The 17,357-nt window shown below is 67.2% G+C and carries 14 protein-coding genes; all 14 read left to right on the forward strand.

What is annotated here, in order from left to right; genetic code table 11:
• Positions 1 to 265 precede the first annotated feature (265 nt).
• The 14 genes from rplJ (at position 266) to rpoB (ending at position 17,356) form a co-directional block, all read left to right on the forward strand.
• Positions 266 to 802, forward strand: a complete 537-nt coding sequence (gene rplJ, locus ACWDU4_RS13585) for a 50S ribosomal protein L10 (protein WP_450114429.1) — start codon at positions 266 to 268, stop codon at positions 800 to 802.
• A gap of 123 nt (positions 803 to 925) precedes the next feature.
• Positions 926 to 1,312 carry a 50S ribosomal protein L7/L12 gene (rplL, locus tag ACWDU4_RS13590; protein WP_450114430.1) on the forward strand — a complete coding sequence of 129 codons (387 nt, stop codon included), beginning with the start codon at positions 926 to 928 and terminating at the stop codon, positions 1,310 to 1,312.
• A gap of 283 nt (positions 1,313 to 1,595) precedes the next feature.
• Positions 1,596 to 2,669 carry an ABC transporter ATP-binding protein gene (locus tag ACWDU4_RS13595; protein WP_450114431.1) on the forward strand — a complete coding sequence of 358 codons (1,074 nt, stop codon included), beginning with the start codon at positions 1,596 to 1,598 and terminating at the stop codon, positions 2,667 to 2,669.
• 7 nt (positions 2,670 to 2,676) lie between these two features.
• On the forward strand, positions 2,677 to 3,471 hold the full coding sequence (locus ACWDU4_RS13600; protein WP_450114432.1) for an MlaE family ABC transporter permease: 795 nt from the start codon (positions 2,677 to 2,679) through the stop codon (positions 3,469 to 3,471).
• A 4-nt stretch (positions 3,472 to 3,475) separates the two neighbouring features.
• Complete coding sequence (locus tag ACWDU4_RS13605; protein WP_450114433.1) at positions 3,476 to 4,336, forward strand: MlaE family ABC transporter permease; 861 nt, start codon at positions 3,476 to 3,478, stop codon at positions 4,334 to 4,336.
• Positions 4,333 to 5,712, forward strand: coding sequence for an MCE family protein (locus tag ACWDU4_RS13610; protein ID WP_450114434.1), 1,380 nt, complete (start codon positions 4,333 to 4,335; stop codon positions 5,710 to 5,712). The genes ACWDU4_RS13605 and ACWDU4_RS13610 overlap by 4 nt, the downstream gene beginning before the upstream one ends.
• 8 nt (positions 5,713 to 5,720) lie before the next feature.
• Positions 5,721 to 6,788: an MCE family protein gene (locus ACWDU4_RS13615; protein ID WP_450114503.1), complete on the forward strand. Its 1,068-nt coding sequence runs from the start codon at positions 5,721 to 5,723 to the stop codon at positions 6,786 to 6,788.
• Complete coding sequence (locus ACWDU4_RS13620) at positions 6,785 to 7,783, forward strand: MCE family protein (protein ID WP_450114435.1); 999 nt, start codon at positions 6,785 to 6,787, stop codon at positions 7,781 to 7,783. Before ACWDU4_RS13615 ends, ACWDU4_RS13620 begins: the two co-directional genes overlap by 4 nt.
• Positions 7,783 to 9,069 carry an MCE family protein gene (locus ACWDU4_RS13625; protein WP_450114436.1) on the forward strand — a complete coding sequence of 429 codons (1,287 nt, stop codon included), beginning with the start codon at positions 7,783 to 7,785 and terminating at the stop codon, positions 9,067 to 9,069. The genes ACWDU4_RS13620 and ACWDU4_RS13625 overlap by 1 nt, the downstream gene beginning before the upstream one ends.
• 119 nt (positions 9,070 to 9,188) lie before the next feature.
• Positions 9,189 to 10,472 carry an MCE family protein gene (locus ACWDU4_RS13630; RefSeq protein ID WP_450114437.1) on the forward strand — a complete coding sequence of 428 codons (1,284 nt, stop codon included), beginning with the start codon at positions 9,189 to 9,191 and terminating at the stop codon, positions 10,470 to 10,472.
• Positions 10,469 to 11,716, forward strand: coding sequence for an MCE family protein (locus ACWDU4_RS13635; protein WP_450114438.1), 1,248 nt, complete (start codon positions 10,469 to 10,471; stop codon positions 11,714 to 11,716). Before ACWDU4_RS13630 ends, ACWDU4_RS13635 begins: the two co-directional genes overlap by 4 nt.
• Positions 11,717 to 11,789: 73 nt before the next feature.
• Positions 11,790 to 12,401 (forward strand): hypothetical protein, encoded by a 612-nt coding sequence (locus ACWDU4_RS13640; protein WP_450114439.1) that lies wholly within the window; start codon positions 11,790 to 11,792, stop codon positions 12,399 to 12,401.
• 180 nt (positions 12,402 to 12,581) lie between these two features.
• On the forward strand, positions 12,582 to 13,397 hold the full coding sequence (locus ACWDU4_RS13645; RefSeq protein ID WP_450114440.1) for a hypothetical protein: 816 nt from the start codon (positions 12,582 to 12,584) through the stop codon (positions 13,395 to 13,397).
• Between the two features lie 458 nt (positions 13,398 to 13,855).
• Positions 13,856 to 17,356, forward strand: a complete 3,501-nt coding sequence (rpoB, locus tag ACWDU4_RS13650) for a DNA-directed RNA polymerase subunit beta (RefSeq protein ID WP_450114441.1) — start codon at positions 13,856 to 13,858, stop codon at positions 17,354 to 17,356.
• Position 17,357: the final 1 nt, after the last annotated feature.

The raw sequence follows: 17,357 nt of genomic DNA on the forward strand, positions 1-17,357 counted from the left end.
CAAGACCGTTGGTCACCGGTGTGCGCTGTCGGCAGTGTCAAAGCTGTTGCGGCGAGATCGGTTGAAGGTCCGGAGCAGGTCCGGCGGCCCACGCAGGAGGACGAGGCAGGGGAGAGTCCGTCCGGCGTGAGCCGGGTCGATCGCTCCTCGTGTACGCCCCGTGTGCCCTGCACCGGGGCGTTTGTCGTGTTGCGGCTCCTTCCGCCGGATGTTTCACACCGTCCGGCAGGACACACCAACACGATGTCACGAGAGGAGGCGAAGTATGGCAAAGCCCGAGAAGGTCACCGCGGTTGCGGAGATCGCTGAGCAGTTCAAGGGTTCGACTGCCGCCGTGGTCACGGAGTTCCGTGGTCTGTCGGTGACCAGTCTGACGCAGCTGCGTCGCGCGCTCGGAGAAGGCGCTACCTACTCCGTCGCCAAGAACACCCTGGTCAAGCGTGCCGCCGCTGAGGCGGGCGTCGAGGGCCTTGACGACCTGTTCGTCGGACCGACCGCCATTGCATTCATCAAGGGCGAGCCGGTCGACGCCGCGAAGGCGCTGAAGAACTTCGCGAAGGACAACAAGGCGCTCATCATCAAGGGCGGCTACATGGACGGCGCTGCGCTGTCCGTGGACGAGGTCAACAAGATTGCGGACCTCGAGTCCCGCGAGGTCTTGCTGGCCAAGATGGCCGGCGCGATGAAGGGCAACTTGGCAAAGGCCGCAGGCCTGTTCAATGCCCCCGCGTCGCAGGTGGCCCGTCTGGCCGCTGCGCTGCAGGAGAAGAAGGCCGCGGAAGGTTCCGCAGCCGAGAGCTGATCCGCACGAGACGTCGGGTCGCGGGCGCCCTGCTCGCGGTTCCGGGTCTTGCGTATCACGTACCACCACCCATCCCACCTCGTCGCGGATCAGCGACATGGGACTTACAGGAAGGACGCCATCATGGCGAAGCTCACCACCGAAGAGTTGCTGGACCAGTTCAAGGAGCTCACCCTCCTCGAGCTCTCGGAGTTCGTGAAGGCCTTCGAGGAGACCTTCGAGGTCACCGCCGCTGCTCCGGTCGCCGTTGCCGCTGCCGGTGCCCCGGCCGCCGCCGCTGAGGCCGAGTCCGAGCAGGACGAGTTCGACGTCATCCTCGAGGGTGCCGGCGACAAGAAGATCCAGGTCATCAAGGTCGTCCGTGAGGTCGTCTCCGGCCTGGGCCTGAAGGAGGCCAAGGACCTCGTCGAGGGTGCGCCGAAGGCGATCCTGGAGAAGGTTGCCAAGGACGCTGCCGAGGCCGCCAAGGAGAAGCTGGTCGCTGCCGGCGCGACGGTTTCCGTCAAGTAAGACGCTTCGCGCGTCACGCTTCGGCGTCACGTTCGAGAAGAAGGGCCGTTCCCCATCGGGGAGCGGCCCTTTTTCGTGCCCGAGAGCGGCGTCACTGGACGCCGGTCCAGCTCGGTTTTTCCCTGTTGTCGCAGGTCGGAGATGGTGTGGAGCAGTCGAAACCTCGGTATTGCGCACCGTACTTACTCGTGAGTAGGATTGGCGGTCACGGGTACCACATCGATGCGATAGAGTGACCCAACCCACAGTGGGGGCGACCTATCGAACAGCGTGGAGGTAAGTGGTGGGAGTAGAGGTAAAGGTCGAGGGACTTACGAAGTCGTTCGGCTCCCAGAAGATTTGGCAGGACGTCTCCCTGACGTTGCCTGCCGGTGAGGTCAGCGCGCTGCTCGGGCCGTCCGGCACCGGCAAGTCGGTGTTCCTCAAGTCGCTGATCGGCCTGCTGCGACCCGAGCAGGGATCGATCGTGATCGACGGCACCGACATCCTCCAGTGCTCGTCGAAGGAGCTGTACGAGGTCCGGCAGATGTTCGGTGTGCTGTTCCAGGACGGCGCGCTGTTCGGGTCGATGAACCTCTACGACAACGTCGCGTTCCCGCTGCGTGAGCACACCAAGAAGTCCGAGTCCGACATCCGCAAGATCGTGATGGAGAAGCTCGAGCTCAACGGTCTGCTCGGCGCGGAGAACAAGCTGCCCGGCGAGATCTCCGGCGGTATGCGCAAGCGCGCCGGTCTGGCCCGCGCTCTGGTGCTCGATCCCGAGATCATCCTCGTCGACGAGCCCGACTCCGGCCTCGACCCGGTGCGCACCACCTATCTCAGCCAGCTGCTGATCGACATCAACGCGCAGATCGACGCGACGATCCTGATCGTGACGCACAACATCAACCTCGCTCGCACCGTGCCGGACAATCTCGGCATGCTGTTCCGCAAGCAGCTCGTCATGTTCGGACCGCGCGAGGTGCTGCTGACCAGCGAGGAGCCGGTCGTCAAGCAGTTCCTCAACGGCAGCAAGATCGGCCCGATCGGCATGTCCGAGGAGAAGGACGAGTCGCAGATGGCTGCGGAGCTGGCGATGAAGGAGGCCGGTCACCACGACGGCTCCCAGGAAGTTTCCGGTGTGATCCCTCAGATGCAGGCGACGCCCGGCATGCCGGTCCGTCAGGCCGTTCACCGCAGGCAGGACCGCGTCCGGTCGATCCTGCACACCCTGCCCCCGGAAGCGCAGCGCAGCATCCTCGAGAGCCTGGGCGACGGCGACGCCGCCACCCAGGTGATCCCCGTGTACAGCGAGTCGGCCGCGACGAGCGGAGCGACGGGAGACATCACGGAGTCCTCGTCCTGGACCAACGGGTAGAGCGCGCGTGGGGGGTTCGAAGAGCACGCTGCTGAGTCCGATATCGGCAGCGTTGACCCAGGCCGGCCTGATCGTCCAGCTGTTCGTCGACGTCGTCCGCAACCTGTTCCGCAAGCCGTTCCAGTTCCGCGAGTTCATCGAACAGGCATGGTTCATCGCGAGCGTCACCATCCTGCCGACCGCGCTCGTCGCGATTCCGTTCGGTGCGGTGGTGTCGTTGCAGACGGGGTCGCTGATCAAACAGCTCGGTGCAGAGGCGTTCACCGGTGCGGCCAGCGTGCTGGCCGTGATTCAGCAGGGCAGCCCGATCGTCACCGCTCTGCTGATCGCAGGCGCGGCCGGTTCGGCGGTCACCGCGGACCTGGGTTCCCGCACGATTCGTGAGGAGATCGACGCGATGGAGGTGCTGGGCATCAATCCGATCCAGCGTCTCGTCGTGCCCCGTGTCCTCGCGATGGTGCTCGTCGCGGTGCTGCTCAACGGACTCGTCTCGGTTGTCGGGATCGCGGGCGGTTACTTCTTCAACGTGATCCTCCAGGGGGGTACCCCGGGCGCCTACCTGGCGTCGTTCTCGGCACTCGCGCAGTTGCCGGACCTCTACATCGCGGAGGTGAAGGCGGCAATCTTCGGTGTCATCGCCGGTGTCGTCGCCGCGTACAAGGGCCTGCACCCGAACCCGGGCCCGAAGGGCGTCGGCGAGGCGGTGAACCAGACGGTCGTCATCACGTTCCTTCTGCTGTTCTTCGCCAACCTGATCCTGACCATGGTGTATCTGCAGGTCGTGCCGGCCAAGGGGGCTTGAGTAGATGACCATCGCGAGGGGGCGCGGTGATCGCGCGCTGATCCATGCGCGTCGAGCCGGACGAGCCCCGCTGAACGTGCTCGACCGCGCGGGCGACCAGATGTCGTTCTACGCCCGCGCGATCGCCTGGATCCCACGGACGATCACCCACTACGGCCGGGAGGTGCTGCGCCTGCTCGCCGAGGTCACCTTCGGCAGCGGCGCGCTGGCCGTGATCGGCGGCACCATCGGCGTCATCGTGATGATGTCGGGCTTCACCGGTGTCGTCGTCGGACTGCAGGGATACGCAGCACTCGACCAGCTCGGCAGTTCGGTGCTCACCGGCTTCCTGTCCGCGTACGTCAACACACGCGAGATCGCGCCGATCGTGGCGGCCCTCGCGCTGTCCGCGACTGTCGGATGCGGCTTCACCGCCCAGCTCGGTGCGATGCGGATCTCGGAGGAGATCGACGCGCTCGAGGTCATGGCCGTGCCGTCGGTGCCGTTCCTGGTGACGACCCGAATGGTCGCCGGATTCGTCGCGGTCATCCCGCTGTACATCGTCGGCCTGCTGGCGTCGTACTTCGCGTCTCGGCTGATCAGCACGCTGTTCAACGGTCAGTCGAGCGGCTCCTACGACCACTACTTCAACCTGTTCCTGCCGCCCGCCGACGTGCTGTGGTCGTTCGGCAAGGTGCTGGTCTTCGCGTTCGTGCTGATCATGATCCACTGCTACTACGGCTACACCGCGTCCGGCGGTCCGGCCGGCGTCGGTGTGGCGGTGGGACGCGCGGTGCGGACGGCGATCGTGACGATCGCGGTACTGGACTTCTTCCTCAGCCTCGCGATCTGGGGCACGACGACCACGGTGCGGGTGGCCGGATGAGCAACGACGGGTCGGCCCTGCGCCGGCGGATTCTCGGTCTGGTGTTCTTCCTGGTGTTGGCCCTGTTCCTGGCCTTCACCATCGGGATGTACAACAAGTCGTTCAAGGACGTCGTCACCGTCAACCTGGTGACCGACACGGTCGGCAACTCGCTGCCCGATCATGCCGACGTGAAGGTCCGCGGGCTGATCGTCGGCGAGGTCCGCTCGTCGTCGTCGGAGAAGGGCGAGGTGACGTCGGTTCTCGCGATCGATCCGGACAAGGCGGAACTGATCCCGGCGAACACCACCGCCAGGCTGTTGCCCAAGACGCTGTTCGGGGAGCGGTACGTGGCGCTGATCGTGCCCGCCGGGGACACGGCGGCCCCGATCACGGACGGTGACACCCTGCACCAGGACAAGAGCGGCAACGCCATCGAGATCGGTGAGCTGCTCGACGGACTGCTGCCGTTGCTGGAGGCGGTGCCGCCGCAGGACCTCGCCAACACCCTCGGTGCCCTCAACCAGGCACTGACCGGCCGCGGCAACGACATCGGCGTGAGCCTGGAGCGGCTCGAAACCATCTTCGCGGGCGTCAACACCGAGCTGCCGAACCTGGAGCAGGGGCTGAAGGGTCTGGCCGACTTCTCGCAGACCTACACGGACGCGGCACCCGAGCTGGTCAATGCCCTGGACAACCTGCGGACGACCGGCGCGACCGTGGTGCAGCAGCAGAACCAGATCCGCACCCTGATGTCGGCGGCGACGTCCACCGCGGGCAGCACGGCCGATTTCCTGGCGGCGAACCGGGACTCGCTGATCTCGATCGCAGCGGACTCGCGGGATTCCCTAGAGGTGCTCGCCGCGGCCTCGCCGACATTCGGATGCACGTTCGCGCAGTTCGTGCCGATCGTCTACAACGCGAGTGCGATCCTCGGCCTCAACCCGGACGGAAGCCTGCAGGACCACCCGGGTGCCCGGGCCGCGACGGTGTTCGTCAATCCGAAGGGTCGGTACCTGCCCAACCAGGACGAGCCGCGGCTCTTCGACAACCGCGGGGCCAAGTGCTACACCCCGGCCGCTCCGGGTGACAAGTTCCCGCAGTACCCGGGCGGCTCCTACAACGACGGTGCCTACCAGGTGCCGTCGCGCAATCCGGGCCCGTCGTACGTGCCGTCGCCGGAACGGCCGCAGTACGCACCCGTGCCGAGCACCGCAGGTGTGCAGGTGGCGGGTGCGGCGGACGCACCGGCGAGCTATTCGGGGTCGACGTTCGAGCAGGACACGCTCGCGGTGATCTACGGGGAGGGCACGGGCACACTGCCCGAGAACGTGCCGGGTTGGACAACGCTGCTGGGGGCCCCGGCACTGAGGGGGACGGAGGTGAGTGTCAGATGAAGGCGCAGCTGAGGGGGCTCGCGGCTCCGCTGACCAAGCTCATCATCTTCGCCGTCGTGACCGTGGTGGCGACCGCGCTGCTGGCGTTCACGATTGCGAACACCGGCGGTGGTGGCGGCACCAGATTCAATGCCGTCTTCTCCGACGTCACCTCCCTGAACAGGGGTGACGAGGTGCGCATCGCGGGGGTCCGGGTCGGGCAGGTGGACGAGATCTCGATCGTCAACGAACGGGAGGCGAAGGTCCAGTTCTCGCTGTCCGATCGGGACTGGCTGCCCGCCGGTTCCAGGGCCACCATCCGGTACCGGAACCTGGTCGGGCAGCGCTACATCGCGCTCGAACAGGGGGAGGGGCCGCAGGGCGTGAAGCTGACCGCGGGGCAGACCATCGCGCTCGACCACACCAAGCCGGCGGTGAACCTGACGACCCTGTTCAACGGGTTCCGCCCGTTGTTCCAGACGCTCAGCGCCGACGACGTGAACACGCTGTCGTACCAGATCATCCAGGTGTTCCAGGGGGAGGGCGGCACCATCTCGGAGCTCGTGCGCAACACCGCCTCGCTGACGAACACGATCGCCGACAAGGATCGGGTGATCGGGGACGTCATCAACAACCTCAACGGTGTCCTCGACACCGTCAACAAGCACGACGAGGAACTCGGCTCGTTGATCGTCAACACCGAGCAGTTGGTGACGGGCCTCGCCAACGACCGCGGCGTCGTCGGTGACGCGGTCACCTCGCTCGCCACCCTCACCGACACGGCGTCGGATGTGCTCGAACCGACCCGGCCGTCGATCCAGGGATCGGTGTCGGCGTTGAACACGCTCGCCGGCACGCTGAACGAGCAGGAAGCGGCGGTGAACAAGACCCTCGCAAACCTGCCGGTGAAGTTGGAGAAGCTGAGCCGGATCGCCAGCTACGGTTCGTGGTTCCAGTTCTATCTGTGCGGCATCGACGTGGTCGCCGGGCCGGGTGAGTCGAAGTACCTGAACCTGCCGACGGGGCTGCCGACGATCAACCAGCCGCTGTACACAAACTCCGCACCGCGGTGCTCGGCGAACGGGGCCGGCCAATGAGCAGGCAACGGCGCAGCCCCGCCACGATCGGCGCGCTCGGCATCGTCATCGTGCTGCTGGCGACGATTTCGGCCTTCTTCCTCGACGACCTGCCGATCATCGGCGCCGGTGCGACGTACCGCGCCGAGTTCAGCGAGGCCGCCGGTCTGAAGCCGGACAACGAGGTCCGCATCGCCGGTGTGAAGGTCGGCAAGGTCACCGACGTCACCCTGAACGGGGACAAGGTCGACGTCGCGTTCAAGGTCAAGGACGCCTGGGTCGGTGACCAGACCACCGCGTCGATTCAGATCAAGACGATCCTGGGGCAGAAATACCTGGCTCTCGATCCGCGCGGATCGTCCACGCTGCGGCCGTCGAACCCGATTCCGCTCGACCGGACCACCTCGCCCTACGACGTGATCGACGCCTTCTCCAGCGCGGCGACCACGCTCGAGCAGATCGACACTCCGCAGTTGGCGCAGAGCATGCAGGTCCTCTCGGAGGCGTTCGAGGGCACCCCGGCGGATGTGCGTGCGTCCCTCGACGGGGTGGCGCGGCTGTCGGCGACGATCGAGACCCGTGACGCGGAACTGACGAAACTGTTCGCCGCGACCGCGAAGACGTCGAAGGTGCTCGCGGACCGCAACGCGGAGTTCACCCAGCTGATCTCCAGTGCGGGTCTGCTGCTCGGGGAACTCAACGCCCGCCAGCAGTCGATCGCACAGTTGCTGACCGGCACGCAGCGACTGTCGCAGCAGCTCACCGGGCTGGTGCGCGAGAACGAGGAGCAGATCGGGCCGGCGCTCGAACAGCTGCGGGGGGTCGTGCAGATCCTGCAGGACAACAACGACAACCTGGACCGGGCGATCAAGCTGTACGCGCCGTTCACCCGCCTGTACTCGAACATCGTGGGCAACGGTCGCTGGTTCGACCAGGTGGTGGTCAATCTGACGCCGCCGGCGCTGCCGCTGATTCCGGGCTACCGCGACCCGGTGCGCACCCTGGGGGACAACTGATGACGGGCATCACGTCGGGCCGCATGCCGAGATTCAGCCGTGCCCAGATCCTGACGACGATCGCGGTCGTCCTCGCAGTTCTCGCGGTCGCGGTCGGCGGCTGGTGGCTGTTCGCCCGCGCCGGCACCACGAAGATCACCGCGTACTTCGACAAGTCCGTCGGCATCTACACCGGGTCGGATGTACGGGTGCTCGGAGTCAAGGTCGGCGAGGTGAACGAGGTGACGCCGCTCGGCGATCAGGTCCGGGTCGTGATGCGAGTCGACCGCGGCGTGGAGATTCCCGCGGACGCGAAGGCCGCGCAGGTCACCCCGTCGGTGGTGTCGGACCGGTACATCCAGCTGGCGCCCGCGTACTCGGGTGGCGACGTGATGGAGTCCGGAGCGACCATTCCGCGTGAGCGGACGGCGACCCCGGTGGAGGTGGACCAGCTGTACTCGAGCATCGAGGAACTGTCCGAGGCGCTGGGGCCGAACGGCGCGAACAAGGACGGCGCCCTGTCGAACCTGGTGGACACGGCGTCGCAGAACCTCGACGGCAACGGCGAGGCGCTGGGCACCACGATCACCGAACTGTCGAAGGCGGCCGCGACCCTGAACTACTACCGCGGGGACCTGTTCGAGACGATCAGGAACCTGCAGACGTTCGTCAGCGCGCTCGCCGCGAACGACGAGCAGGTTCGTCAGTTCAACGGCCAGCTCGCCGACCTGACCGGGTTCCTCGACGGGGAGCGGGCGAATCTGGGCGCGGCGCTGAACCAGTTGTCGATCACCCTGGGCGACGTCGCGGTCTTCGTCCGGGACAACGAGGATCTGGTCGCGAGCAATGCGGAGGGCCTGGTGCAGGTGACGCAGACTCTCGCCGACAACCGTCAGGACCTGGTGGACGCGCTGACCACTTTGCCGCTCGCGATCAGCAACGTCGTCAACTCGTACGACGCCGAGTCCGGCACCCTCGCGTCGCGGGTCAACCTGCCCGAGACGCAGGACCCGTTCGGCGCGCTGTGCAAGCTGATGGATCTGGGCAAGCTCATGCCCGGCGACCCGAGGTTCGACGCGCTCAGCCGTCAGATGCGGCCGGTCATCGACAACTGCGGGGTGATCATGGACCAGGTCACGGCCGGGGTGAAGACGCCGACACTGAACCTGCCCTTCGGCATCCTCAGCGGCGACAATCTGCAGCGCCCTTCGCAGCCGGGCACCGTGCCGGGGACGATCTCCCCGCGGCTGGGCAACTCGCAGGCACCCGGACTCAGTGACCAGAACATTCCGCGGGGTGGGCAGTGAAGCGGGTGGGAATGACGCTGCCGTGGGCAGTGAAGCGGGTGGGAATGACGCTGCCGTGGGCAGTGAAGCGGGCGGGAAGGACGCCGGAGCAGGCGTCGAGGTGGGCTGTGAGGAGGGGGATGGCGGTCGGCCGGGCGGTGACGATCGGTGCGGGTGTCTGCGCGGTGGCCGTGACGGTGTCGGCCTGTGGTTCGGGTGGCATCTACGGCATCCCGCTTCCGGGTGGCGCCGACATCGGTGCGAACCCGATGCACCTGACGGTGCAGTTCGACGACGTGCTCGACCTGGTTCCGCAGTCGACGGTGAAGGTCGACGGCGTTCCCGTCGGTCGGGTGGAGACGATCGAGGTACCGGACGACGGCTGGATCGCCGCGGTGGGTGTCGTGATGGATTCTGCGGTCGATCTCCCGGCGAACGCGGTGGCGAGTGTGCAGCAGACCAGTCTGCTGGGTGAGAAGTTCATCGAACTGACCGCGCCCGAGGTGGATCCGGCGGCGGCTCGCCTGTCCGACGGTGCGACGATCCCGGTGGACCGGACCCGGCACGCCACCGACATCGAGCAGGTGCTCGGGGCGTTGTCGTTGCTGCTCAACGGTGGTGGTGTGGCGCAGCTGCAGCCGATCATCCAAGAGTTGTCGGCCGCCTTCGACGGTCGTGAGGACCGGGTGCGGTCGTTGCTGGATCAGGCCAACACCCTGATCGGCGGGCTGAACCGGCAGCGTGACGACATCGTCCGCGCGCTGGACGGTCTCGATGCTCTCAACGGTCGGGTGGTGGAGCAGACGGGGCAGATCGACAAGATCCTCGCCGAGATCCCGCCCGCGGTGCAGGTCCTGAACGAGCAGCGGCCGCAGTTCGTGCAGCTGCTCGGGCAGCTGGACCGCCTCGGACAGGTTGGCAGTGACGTGCTGGTCAGGTCGCGGGACAACCTGATCGCCGATCTGCGGGCGCTGCGGCCGACGTTGCAGGCGCTCGCGGACTCCGGGGACGACCTGGTCACGGTTCTGCCGCTGGTCCCGACGTTCCCGTTCCCGGACGGCGCGGAGAAGGTCATCCACGGCAACTCGATGAACCTGATCCTGACGGTCGACATGCGCCTGGGGCAGCAGTTGGAGGCTCTCGGCGTCGGTATGCCGGATCCGGTGTACGTCCCGCCGCCGCCGGGCTACAACGGGCACGTGCCGACGGTCGATCCGTCGAATCCCTACTACAACGGCAACGGACCGCGGCCGGGGTGGCCGACGGTGTCGCTGCTGCCGTTGCCGCCGATCGTTCCTGCTCCCGCGCCGCCGCCGGGTCAGCCGGTCGCTCCGGGGACCGAGCCGGTGTCCGGGAACGCGGCTGCGGCGCCGCAGAACCCGCTCAGCGGAATTCTCGAGAAGCTGGGGGTGGGTGGCCGATGAGGTCCCGATTGGTTCGGTTCCAGTTGATCGCGTTCATCCTGGTCGCGGCGGTGGGTCTGCTGTATGTGGGTGCCAAGTACGTGCGGCTGGACAACCTGCTCGGCTTCGGGCAGTACACGGTCACGGCCGACTTCGCCGACTCCGGCGGCATCTTCACCAACGCCGAGGTCACGTACCGCGGCGTGCCGGTGGGACGGGTCGGTGACCTGCACCTGACCGAGGACGGTGTGCGGGTGGACCTCGAGCTCGACGCGGGGGCGCCCGACGTGCCCGCCTCGGCGCGGGCGGTGGTCGCGAACCGGTCGGCGATCGGTGAGCAGTACGTGGACCTGCAGCCGACCAGCGAGGGCGCGCCGTACCTCGTGGACGGTTCGACCATCACCCGGCAGGACACGTCGATTCCGGTTCCGGTCGAGCAGGTCCTGTCGAGCGTGAACTCGCTGGTTCGGTCGGTTCCGTTGGACGCGCTGAACACCACGGTCACCGAGTTGGGTAGGGCCTTCGACGGTCGCGGCGACGATCTCCAGGTGCTGGTGGACTCGCTGAACTCGTTGTCCCAGGCGGGGATCGAGAATCTGCCGCAGACGTTGACGCTGATCCGGGACAGCAGGACGGTGCTCGACACGCAGTCGGTGCAGTCGTCGGCGATCCGCCAGTTCAGTGCGGATCTGAACCGGATCTCCGCGCAGCTGCGCGACAGCGATCCGGACCTGCGCCGGCTGATCGACACCGGGACCGCGGCCAGCACGGCGGTCGGGTCGCTGGTCGACACCGCGGGGCCGGCGTTGTCGAGCGACCTGCACAACCTCGCGTTGGTGTCGGCGGCGCTCGGGCCGCGATCGATCGCGCTGAACATCCTGCTCACGTTCCTGCCCGCGCTGGCGGCGGGCGCGAGCACGGCGGCACCGGGGGACGGCACCCTGCATCAGGGTCTGCTGCTGGAGACGAACAATCCGCCGCCGTGCACCCAGGGTTACGAGGGCACGCACGAGATCATCGATCGGATGAAGCGGGAGAACCCCGACTTCGACCCGACCCGCGACGACTTCCCGCTGAACACGCAGGCCAACTGCACGACACCGCTCGGCAGTGTCACCGGTGTGAGGTCGGCGAACCGGATCGTGTACGCCGATCCGAACACGCCGCAGCCGTGGGACGACAAGCCGAAGGTGGCGCCGGACGCGCTGAATCTCAACCCGATCGCGACGCAGCTCGCGACCCTGATGGGGATCACGCCGAAGTAGGGCCGGGGCGGGGCGCCGCGGTCGGCCGAGCGGCCGCAGCGCAGAAGTTACTTTCAAGTAGGGTGGAAATGTGATGCGTAGCACGACACTGCTCAAACCCGCCCTCGTGGTGGTGAGCGTCCTCGCCCTGGTGGCGTTGGGGTTCGCCGCCTGGTTCGGCTACGGCTGGGCGCACGCCCTGCTGAGCGACAAGCCCGCGGCCGAGGCCCGGGACGACGCGCTCACCGGTGCGCGGCAGGCCGCGATCAATCTCAACACCGTCGACTCGGCGAACCTGGATCAGACGTTCGCGAACATGGAGTCCTCGATCACCGGTGACGAGATGGTGGGCGCGCTGAACGAGACGAAGGACCAGATGGCCGAGCAGGTCCGGCAGACCGGCGCGAAGAGCGAGGCCCAGGTCGTCGACGCCGCACTCACCGACTTCGGTCGTGACGAGGGGACGGCGACATCGCTGGTGGTGCTGACGACCACCACGACGTGGCCGGACCAGCCGCCGAAGAAGGTGAAGGTGACGATGCGCATCGGGTTGACCGAGGTGGACGGGGTGTGGAAGGCGTCTCGAGTCGAGAACGTCGGAGCCCCGCTGGCCATGGATGCGGGCACCGCCGAGCCCGCCCCGGTGACGCCCGCCCCCGAGGCGCCTGCCCCCGCCCCCGACGACGCGAGCGGCGACGGACAGTAGTCCCTCGCGCCACGAGCTTTCCCGCGCTTGACAGGAGTATCAACGGTGCCCCCCACTCGTCGCAGCAACAGCACCCCGCAACCGAAGGGCCGACGTCCCAAGATTGCAGGTCAGCAACCATCCCGCCGCGTCCCGTCGGAGGACGCGGGGTCGGCGGGCCGGGCGGCGACCGAGCCCCCGGTGATCGAACCGACGGAGACCGACGTGGTGGGCGAGGCCCCGAATGCCGCCGCCGGGGCGGTCGACGAGGTGACGTTCGCCGTCGACAGGACGGGAACGGGGGAGTCGTCGCCCGGCACGCCGGACGCCGGCACGGTGCCGGTCGACGAGGCGGGGTCGGTCGACTCGACGACGGGCGGGACCGCGGTCGCCGCGTCGGTTCCGGAGACGCCTGTTCAGGAGACGGCGGCCCCGGGCCGGCCGGTCAACCGGACCAGCGCGTTGCGCCCGCGGCAGCGTTCGGCGGAGGACGTCGAGGTGGAGGACGCCGCCGATCCCGCGGCCGAGCGCCGGGGGTGGCGGCGGGTGGCGGTGATCGGCGTCGCCGCGCTGGCATTGGCGGCTTTCGCGCTGCTCGCAGCCTTCCGGCCCGGGGCCGACGTGTCCAACCGCGCGTGGGTGGACACGAGCGCGACGACGCAGGTGGCCGCTGCCGCCCGCGGAGCGATCCAGACCCTGTACACGTACAAGTTCGACACGGTCGACCAGGACTTCGACAACGCGCGCGCAGTGCTCACGGACAGCATGCGGACGGAATTCGACCAGACCGCCCAGGTCACGCGCGATGCGGTGATCCAGACGAAGACGGCGACGGAAGCGCAGGTCACCGACATCGGCGTGAAGCTGTTGAGCGACGATCGCGCGGAGCTGGTGGCGAGCATGAACGTCAGCGCGAGCAACGACGGCGTGGCGCAGGGGAGCGCCGCGGGGCCGCTGTCGGTGACGATGTCGAAGGTCGGCGACATCTGGCTGCTGTCCGACATCCGCGACCGCTGACCGCCGGTTCGTCCACAAAACCCCGGGTCGGTCTTGACGGAAGGCGCCTGAGGCGTCACTCTATTGGTCGAGACATGCGAGAGATCGCGGGTCCGGGTGGTCACGCGCCGGCGCAAATGGAGGCATCGGGCGCGGATAGTCATAGACCGCCGGGTTTCGTGAACTTCGAACTGATCCCTCACGCGGCGCCGCTCCGGTGGCGCCCGCTGCCGTCGATTGACTGTTGTCGACGAGACGAAATCGGGTGCTCGGCACTGCCCGGTTGTATTCTGCGCCGGTTTCCGGTACCTTTGGACGTTGCGCTGGCTGCCTCCTGTCCATCTCTCGCCCTTGCCGCATCGAAGTTTTTGCTTCCTGCGTGGTGTCGACGAGTTTCGTTCGGGTTGTGACCAGCGAATTCGCCCCACAGAAGAAGCAGATACAGCGGCGGTCGCACTCCAGCGAGCGGCCCGCGTGAGGTGCTGGAAGGACGCATCTTGGCAGTCTCTAGCCAGACCAAGGCCGGAATCCCCGGAGCCCCGAAGAGGGTCTCGTTCGCGAAAATTCGCGAACCCCTCGAAGTTCCGGGTCTACTTGATCTTCAGACCGATTCCTTCGAATGGTTGATCGGCTCGCCGGCATCCCGAGAGCGGGCCAAGGCTCGCGGCGACGAGGGTGCGACCGGCGGCCTGGAGGACATCCTGGCCGAACTGTCCCCGATCGAGGACTTCTCGGGTTCGATGTCCCTCTCCTTCTCCGACCCGCGCTTCGACGAGGTCAAGGCCTCCGTCGAGGAGTGCAAGGACAAGGACATGACGTACGCGGCGCCGCTGTTCGTCACTGCCGAGTTCATCAACAACAACACCGGTGAGATCAAGAGCCAGACGGTCTTCATGGGTGACTTCCCGATGATGACCGACAAGGGCACCTTCATCATCAACGGCACCGAGCGTGTCGTGGTTTCGCAGCTCGTCCGGTCCCCGGGCGTGTACTTCGACGAGTCCATCGACAAGGGCACCGAGAAGACGCTGCACAGCGTCAAGGTGATCCCGGGTCGCGGCGCCTGGCTCGAGTTCGACGTGGACAAGCGCGACACCGTCGGCGTGCGTATCGACCGCAAGCGGCGTCAGCCGGTCACCGTGCTGCTCAAGGCACTCGGCTGGACCACCGAGCAGATCGCGGAGCGCTTCGGTTTCTCCGAGATCATGATGTCCACGCTGGAGAAGGACAACACCGCCGGTACCGACGAGGCGCTGCTCGACATCTACCGCAAGCTGCGTCCGGGCGAGCCGCCGACCAAGGAGTCCGCGCAGACCCTGCTGGAGAACCTGTTCTTCAAGGAGAAGCGCTACGACCTGGCGCGCGTGGGTCGCTACAAGATCAACAAGAAGCTGGGCGTCAACACCGGCCAGCCGATCACCGCGTCGACCCTCACCGAGGAAGACATCGTCGCGACCATCGAGTACCTGGTGCGTCTGCACGCCGGCGACCAGTCGATGACCGTGCCCGGTGGCGTCGAGGTGCCCGTCGAGGTCGACGACATCGACCACTTCGGCAACCGTCGCCTGCGTACCGTCGGCGAGCTGATCCAGAACCAGATCCGCGTGGGCCTGTCCCGCATGGAGCGCGTCGTGCGTGAGCGGATGACGACCCAGGACGTCGAGGCGATCACGCCGCAGACCCTGATCAACATCCGCCCGGTCGTCGCCGCGATCAAGGAGTTCTTCGGAACGTCCCAGCTGTCGCAGTTCATGGACCAGAACAACCCGCTGTCGGGCCTGACCCACAAGCGCCGCCTGTCGGCGCTGGGCCCCGGCGGTCTGTCCCGTGAGCGCGCCGGCCTCGAGGTCCGCGACGTCCACCACTCGCACTACGGCCGCATGTGCCCGATCGAGACCCCTGAGGGTCCGAACATCGGTCTGATCGGTTCGCTGTCGGTGTACGCGCGGGTCAACCCGTTCGGCTTCATCGAGACCCCGTACCGCAAGGTCGAGGACGGCCAGGTCACCGACGAGGTGCACTACCTGACCGCCGACGAGGAGGACCGCCACGTCGTCGCCCAGGCGAACTCGCCGGTCGACTCGTCCGGTCGCTTCAGCGAGGACCGTGTCCTCGTCCGCCGTAAGGGTGGCGAGGTCGAGTACGTCGCGTCCTCGGACGTCGACTACATGGACGTCTCGCCGCGGCAGATGGTCTCGGTCGCGACCGCGATGATTCCGTTCCTCGAGCACGACGACGCCAACCGCGCGCTGATGGGCGCGAACATGCAGCGTCAGGCCGTGCCGCTGGTCCGCTCCGAGTCGCCGCTCGTCGGCACCGGTATGGAGCTGCGTGCCGCGGTCGACGCCGGCGACGTCATCGTCACCGAGAAGACCGGTGTCATCGAGGAGGTGTCCGCGGACTACGTCACGGTGATGGCCGACGACGGCAGCCGCAAGACCTACCGCCTCAACAAGTTCGCTCGCTCCAACCAGGGCACCTGCAGCAACCAGCGTCCGATCGTGGACGAGGGCCAGCGGGTCGAGTCCGGCCAGGTGCTGGCCGACGGTCCCTGCACCGAGAACGGCGAGATGGCGCTCGGCAAGAACCTGCTCGTGGCGATCATGCCGTGGGAGGGCCACAACTACGAGGACGCGATCATCCTGTCGCAGCGCCTCGTGGAGGAGGACGTGCTCACCTCGATCCACATCGAGGAGCACGAGATCGACGCCCGCGACACCAAGCTCGGTGCCGAGGAGATCACCCGGGACATCCCGAACGTCTCCGACGAGGTCCTCGCCGACCTCGACGAGCGCGGCATCGTCCGGATCGGTGCCGAGGTCCGCGACGGTGACATCCTCGTCGGCAAGGTCACCCCGAAGGGCGAGACCGAGCTGACCCCGGAGGAGCGCCTGCTGCGCGCGATCTTCGGTGAGAAGGCCCGCGAGGTCCGCGACACCTCGCTGAAGGTGCCGCACGGTGAGACCGGCAAGGTGATCGGCGTCCGCGTGTTCTCGCGCGAGGACGACGACGACCTGCCCCCGGGTGTCAACGAGCTGGTCCGGGTGTACGTGGCGCAGAAGCGCAAGATCCAGGACGGCGACAAGCTCGCCGGCCGGCACGGCAACAAGGGCGTCATCGGCAAGATCCTCCCGCAGGAGGACATGCCGTTCCTGCCCGACGGCACCCCGGTCGACATCATCCTGAACACCCACGGCGTCCCGCGTCGTATGAACATCGGTCAGGTCCTCGAGACCCACCTCGGCTGGATCGGCAAGACCGGCTGGAACGTGCAGGTTGCCGGCGACGGCACCCGCCCGGACTGGGCGGCGAGCCTGCCCGAGGAGATGCTCTCGGCTCCCGCCGACTCGAACATCGCCACCCCGGTGTTCGACGGTGCCAAGGAGGACGAGCTGACGGGTCTGCTCGGCGCGACGCTGCCGAACCGTGACGGTGAGCAGATGGTCGGGTCCGACGGCAAGGCGACGCTGTTCGACGGCCGCTCCGGCGAGCCGTTCCCGTACCCGGTCTCGGTCGGCTACATGTACATCATCAAGCTGCACCACCTGGTCGACGACAAGATCCACGCCCGTTCGACCGGTCCGTACTCGATGATCACGCAGCAGCCGCTCGGCGGTAAGGCCCAGTTCGGTGGCCAGCGCTTCGGTGAGATGGAGTGCTGGGCCATGCAGGCCTACGGCGCGGCGTACACGCTGCAGGAGTTGCTGACCATCAAGTCGGACGACGTGGTGGGTCGCGTGAAGGTGTACGAGGCGATCGTCAAGGGCGAGAACATCCCCGAGCCCGGCATCCCCGAGTCGTTCAAGGTTCTCCTCAAGGAGCTCCAGTCGCTGTGCCTGAACGTGGAGGTGCTCTCCAGCGACGGTGCCGCCATCGAGATGCGTGACGGCGATGACGAGGATCTGGAGCGCGCGGCCGCGAACCTGGGCATCAACCTGTCCCGGAACGAGGCTGCGACGGTCGACGACCTCGCCAACTAGG

Source organism: Rhodococcus sp. NPDC003348, from assembly GCF_053589375.1.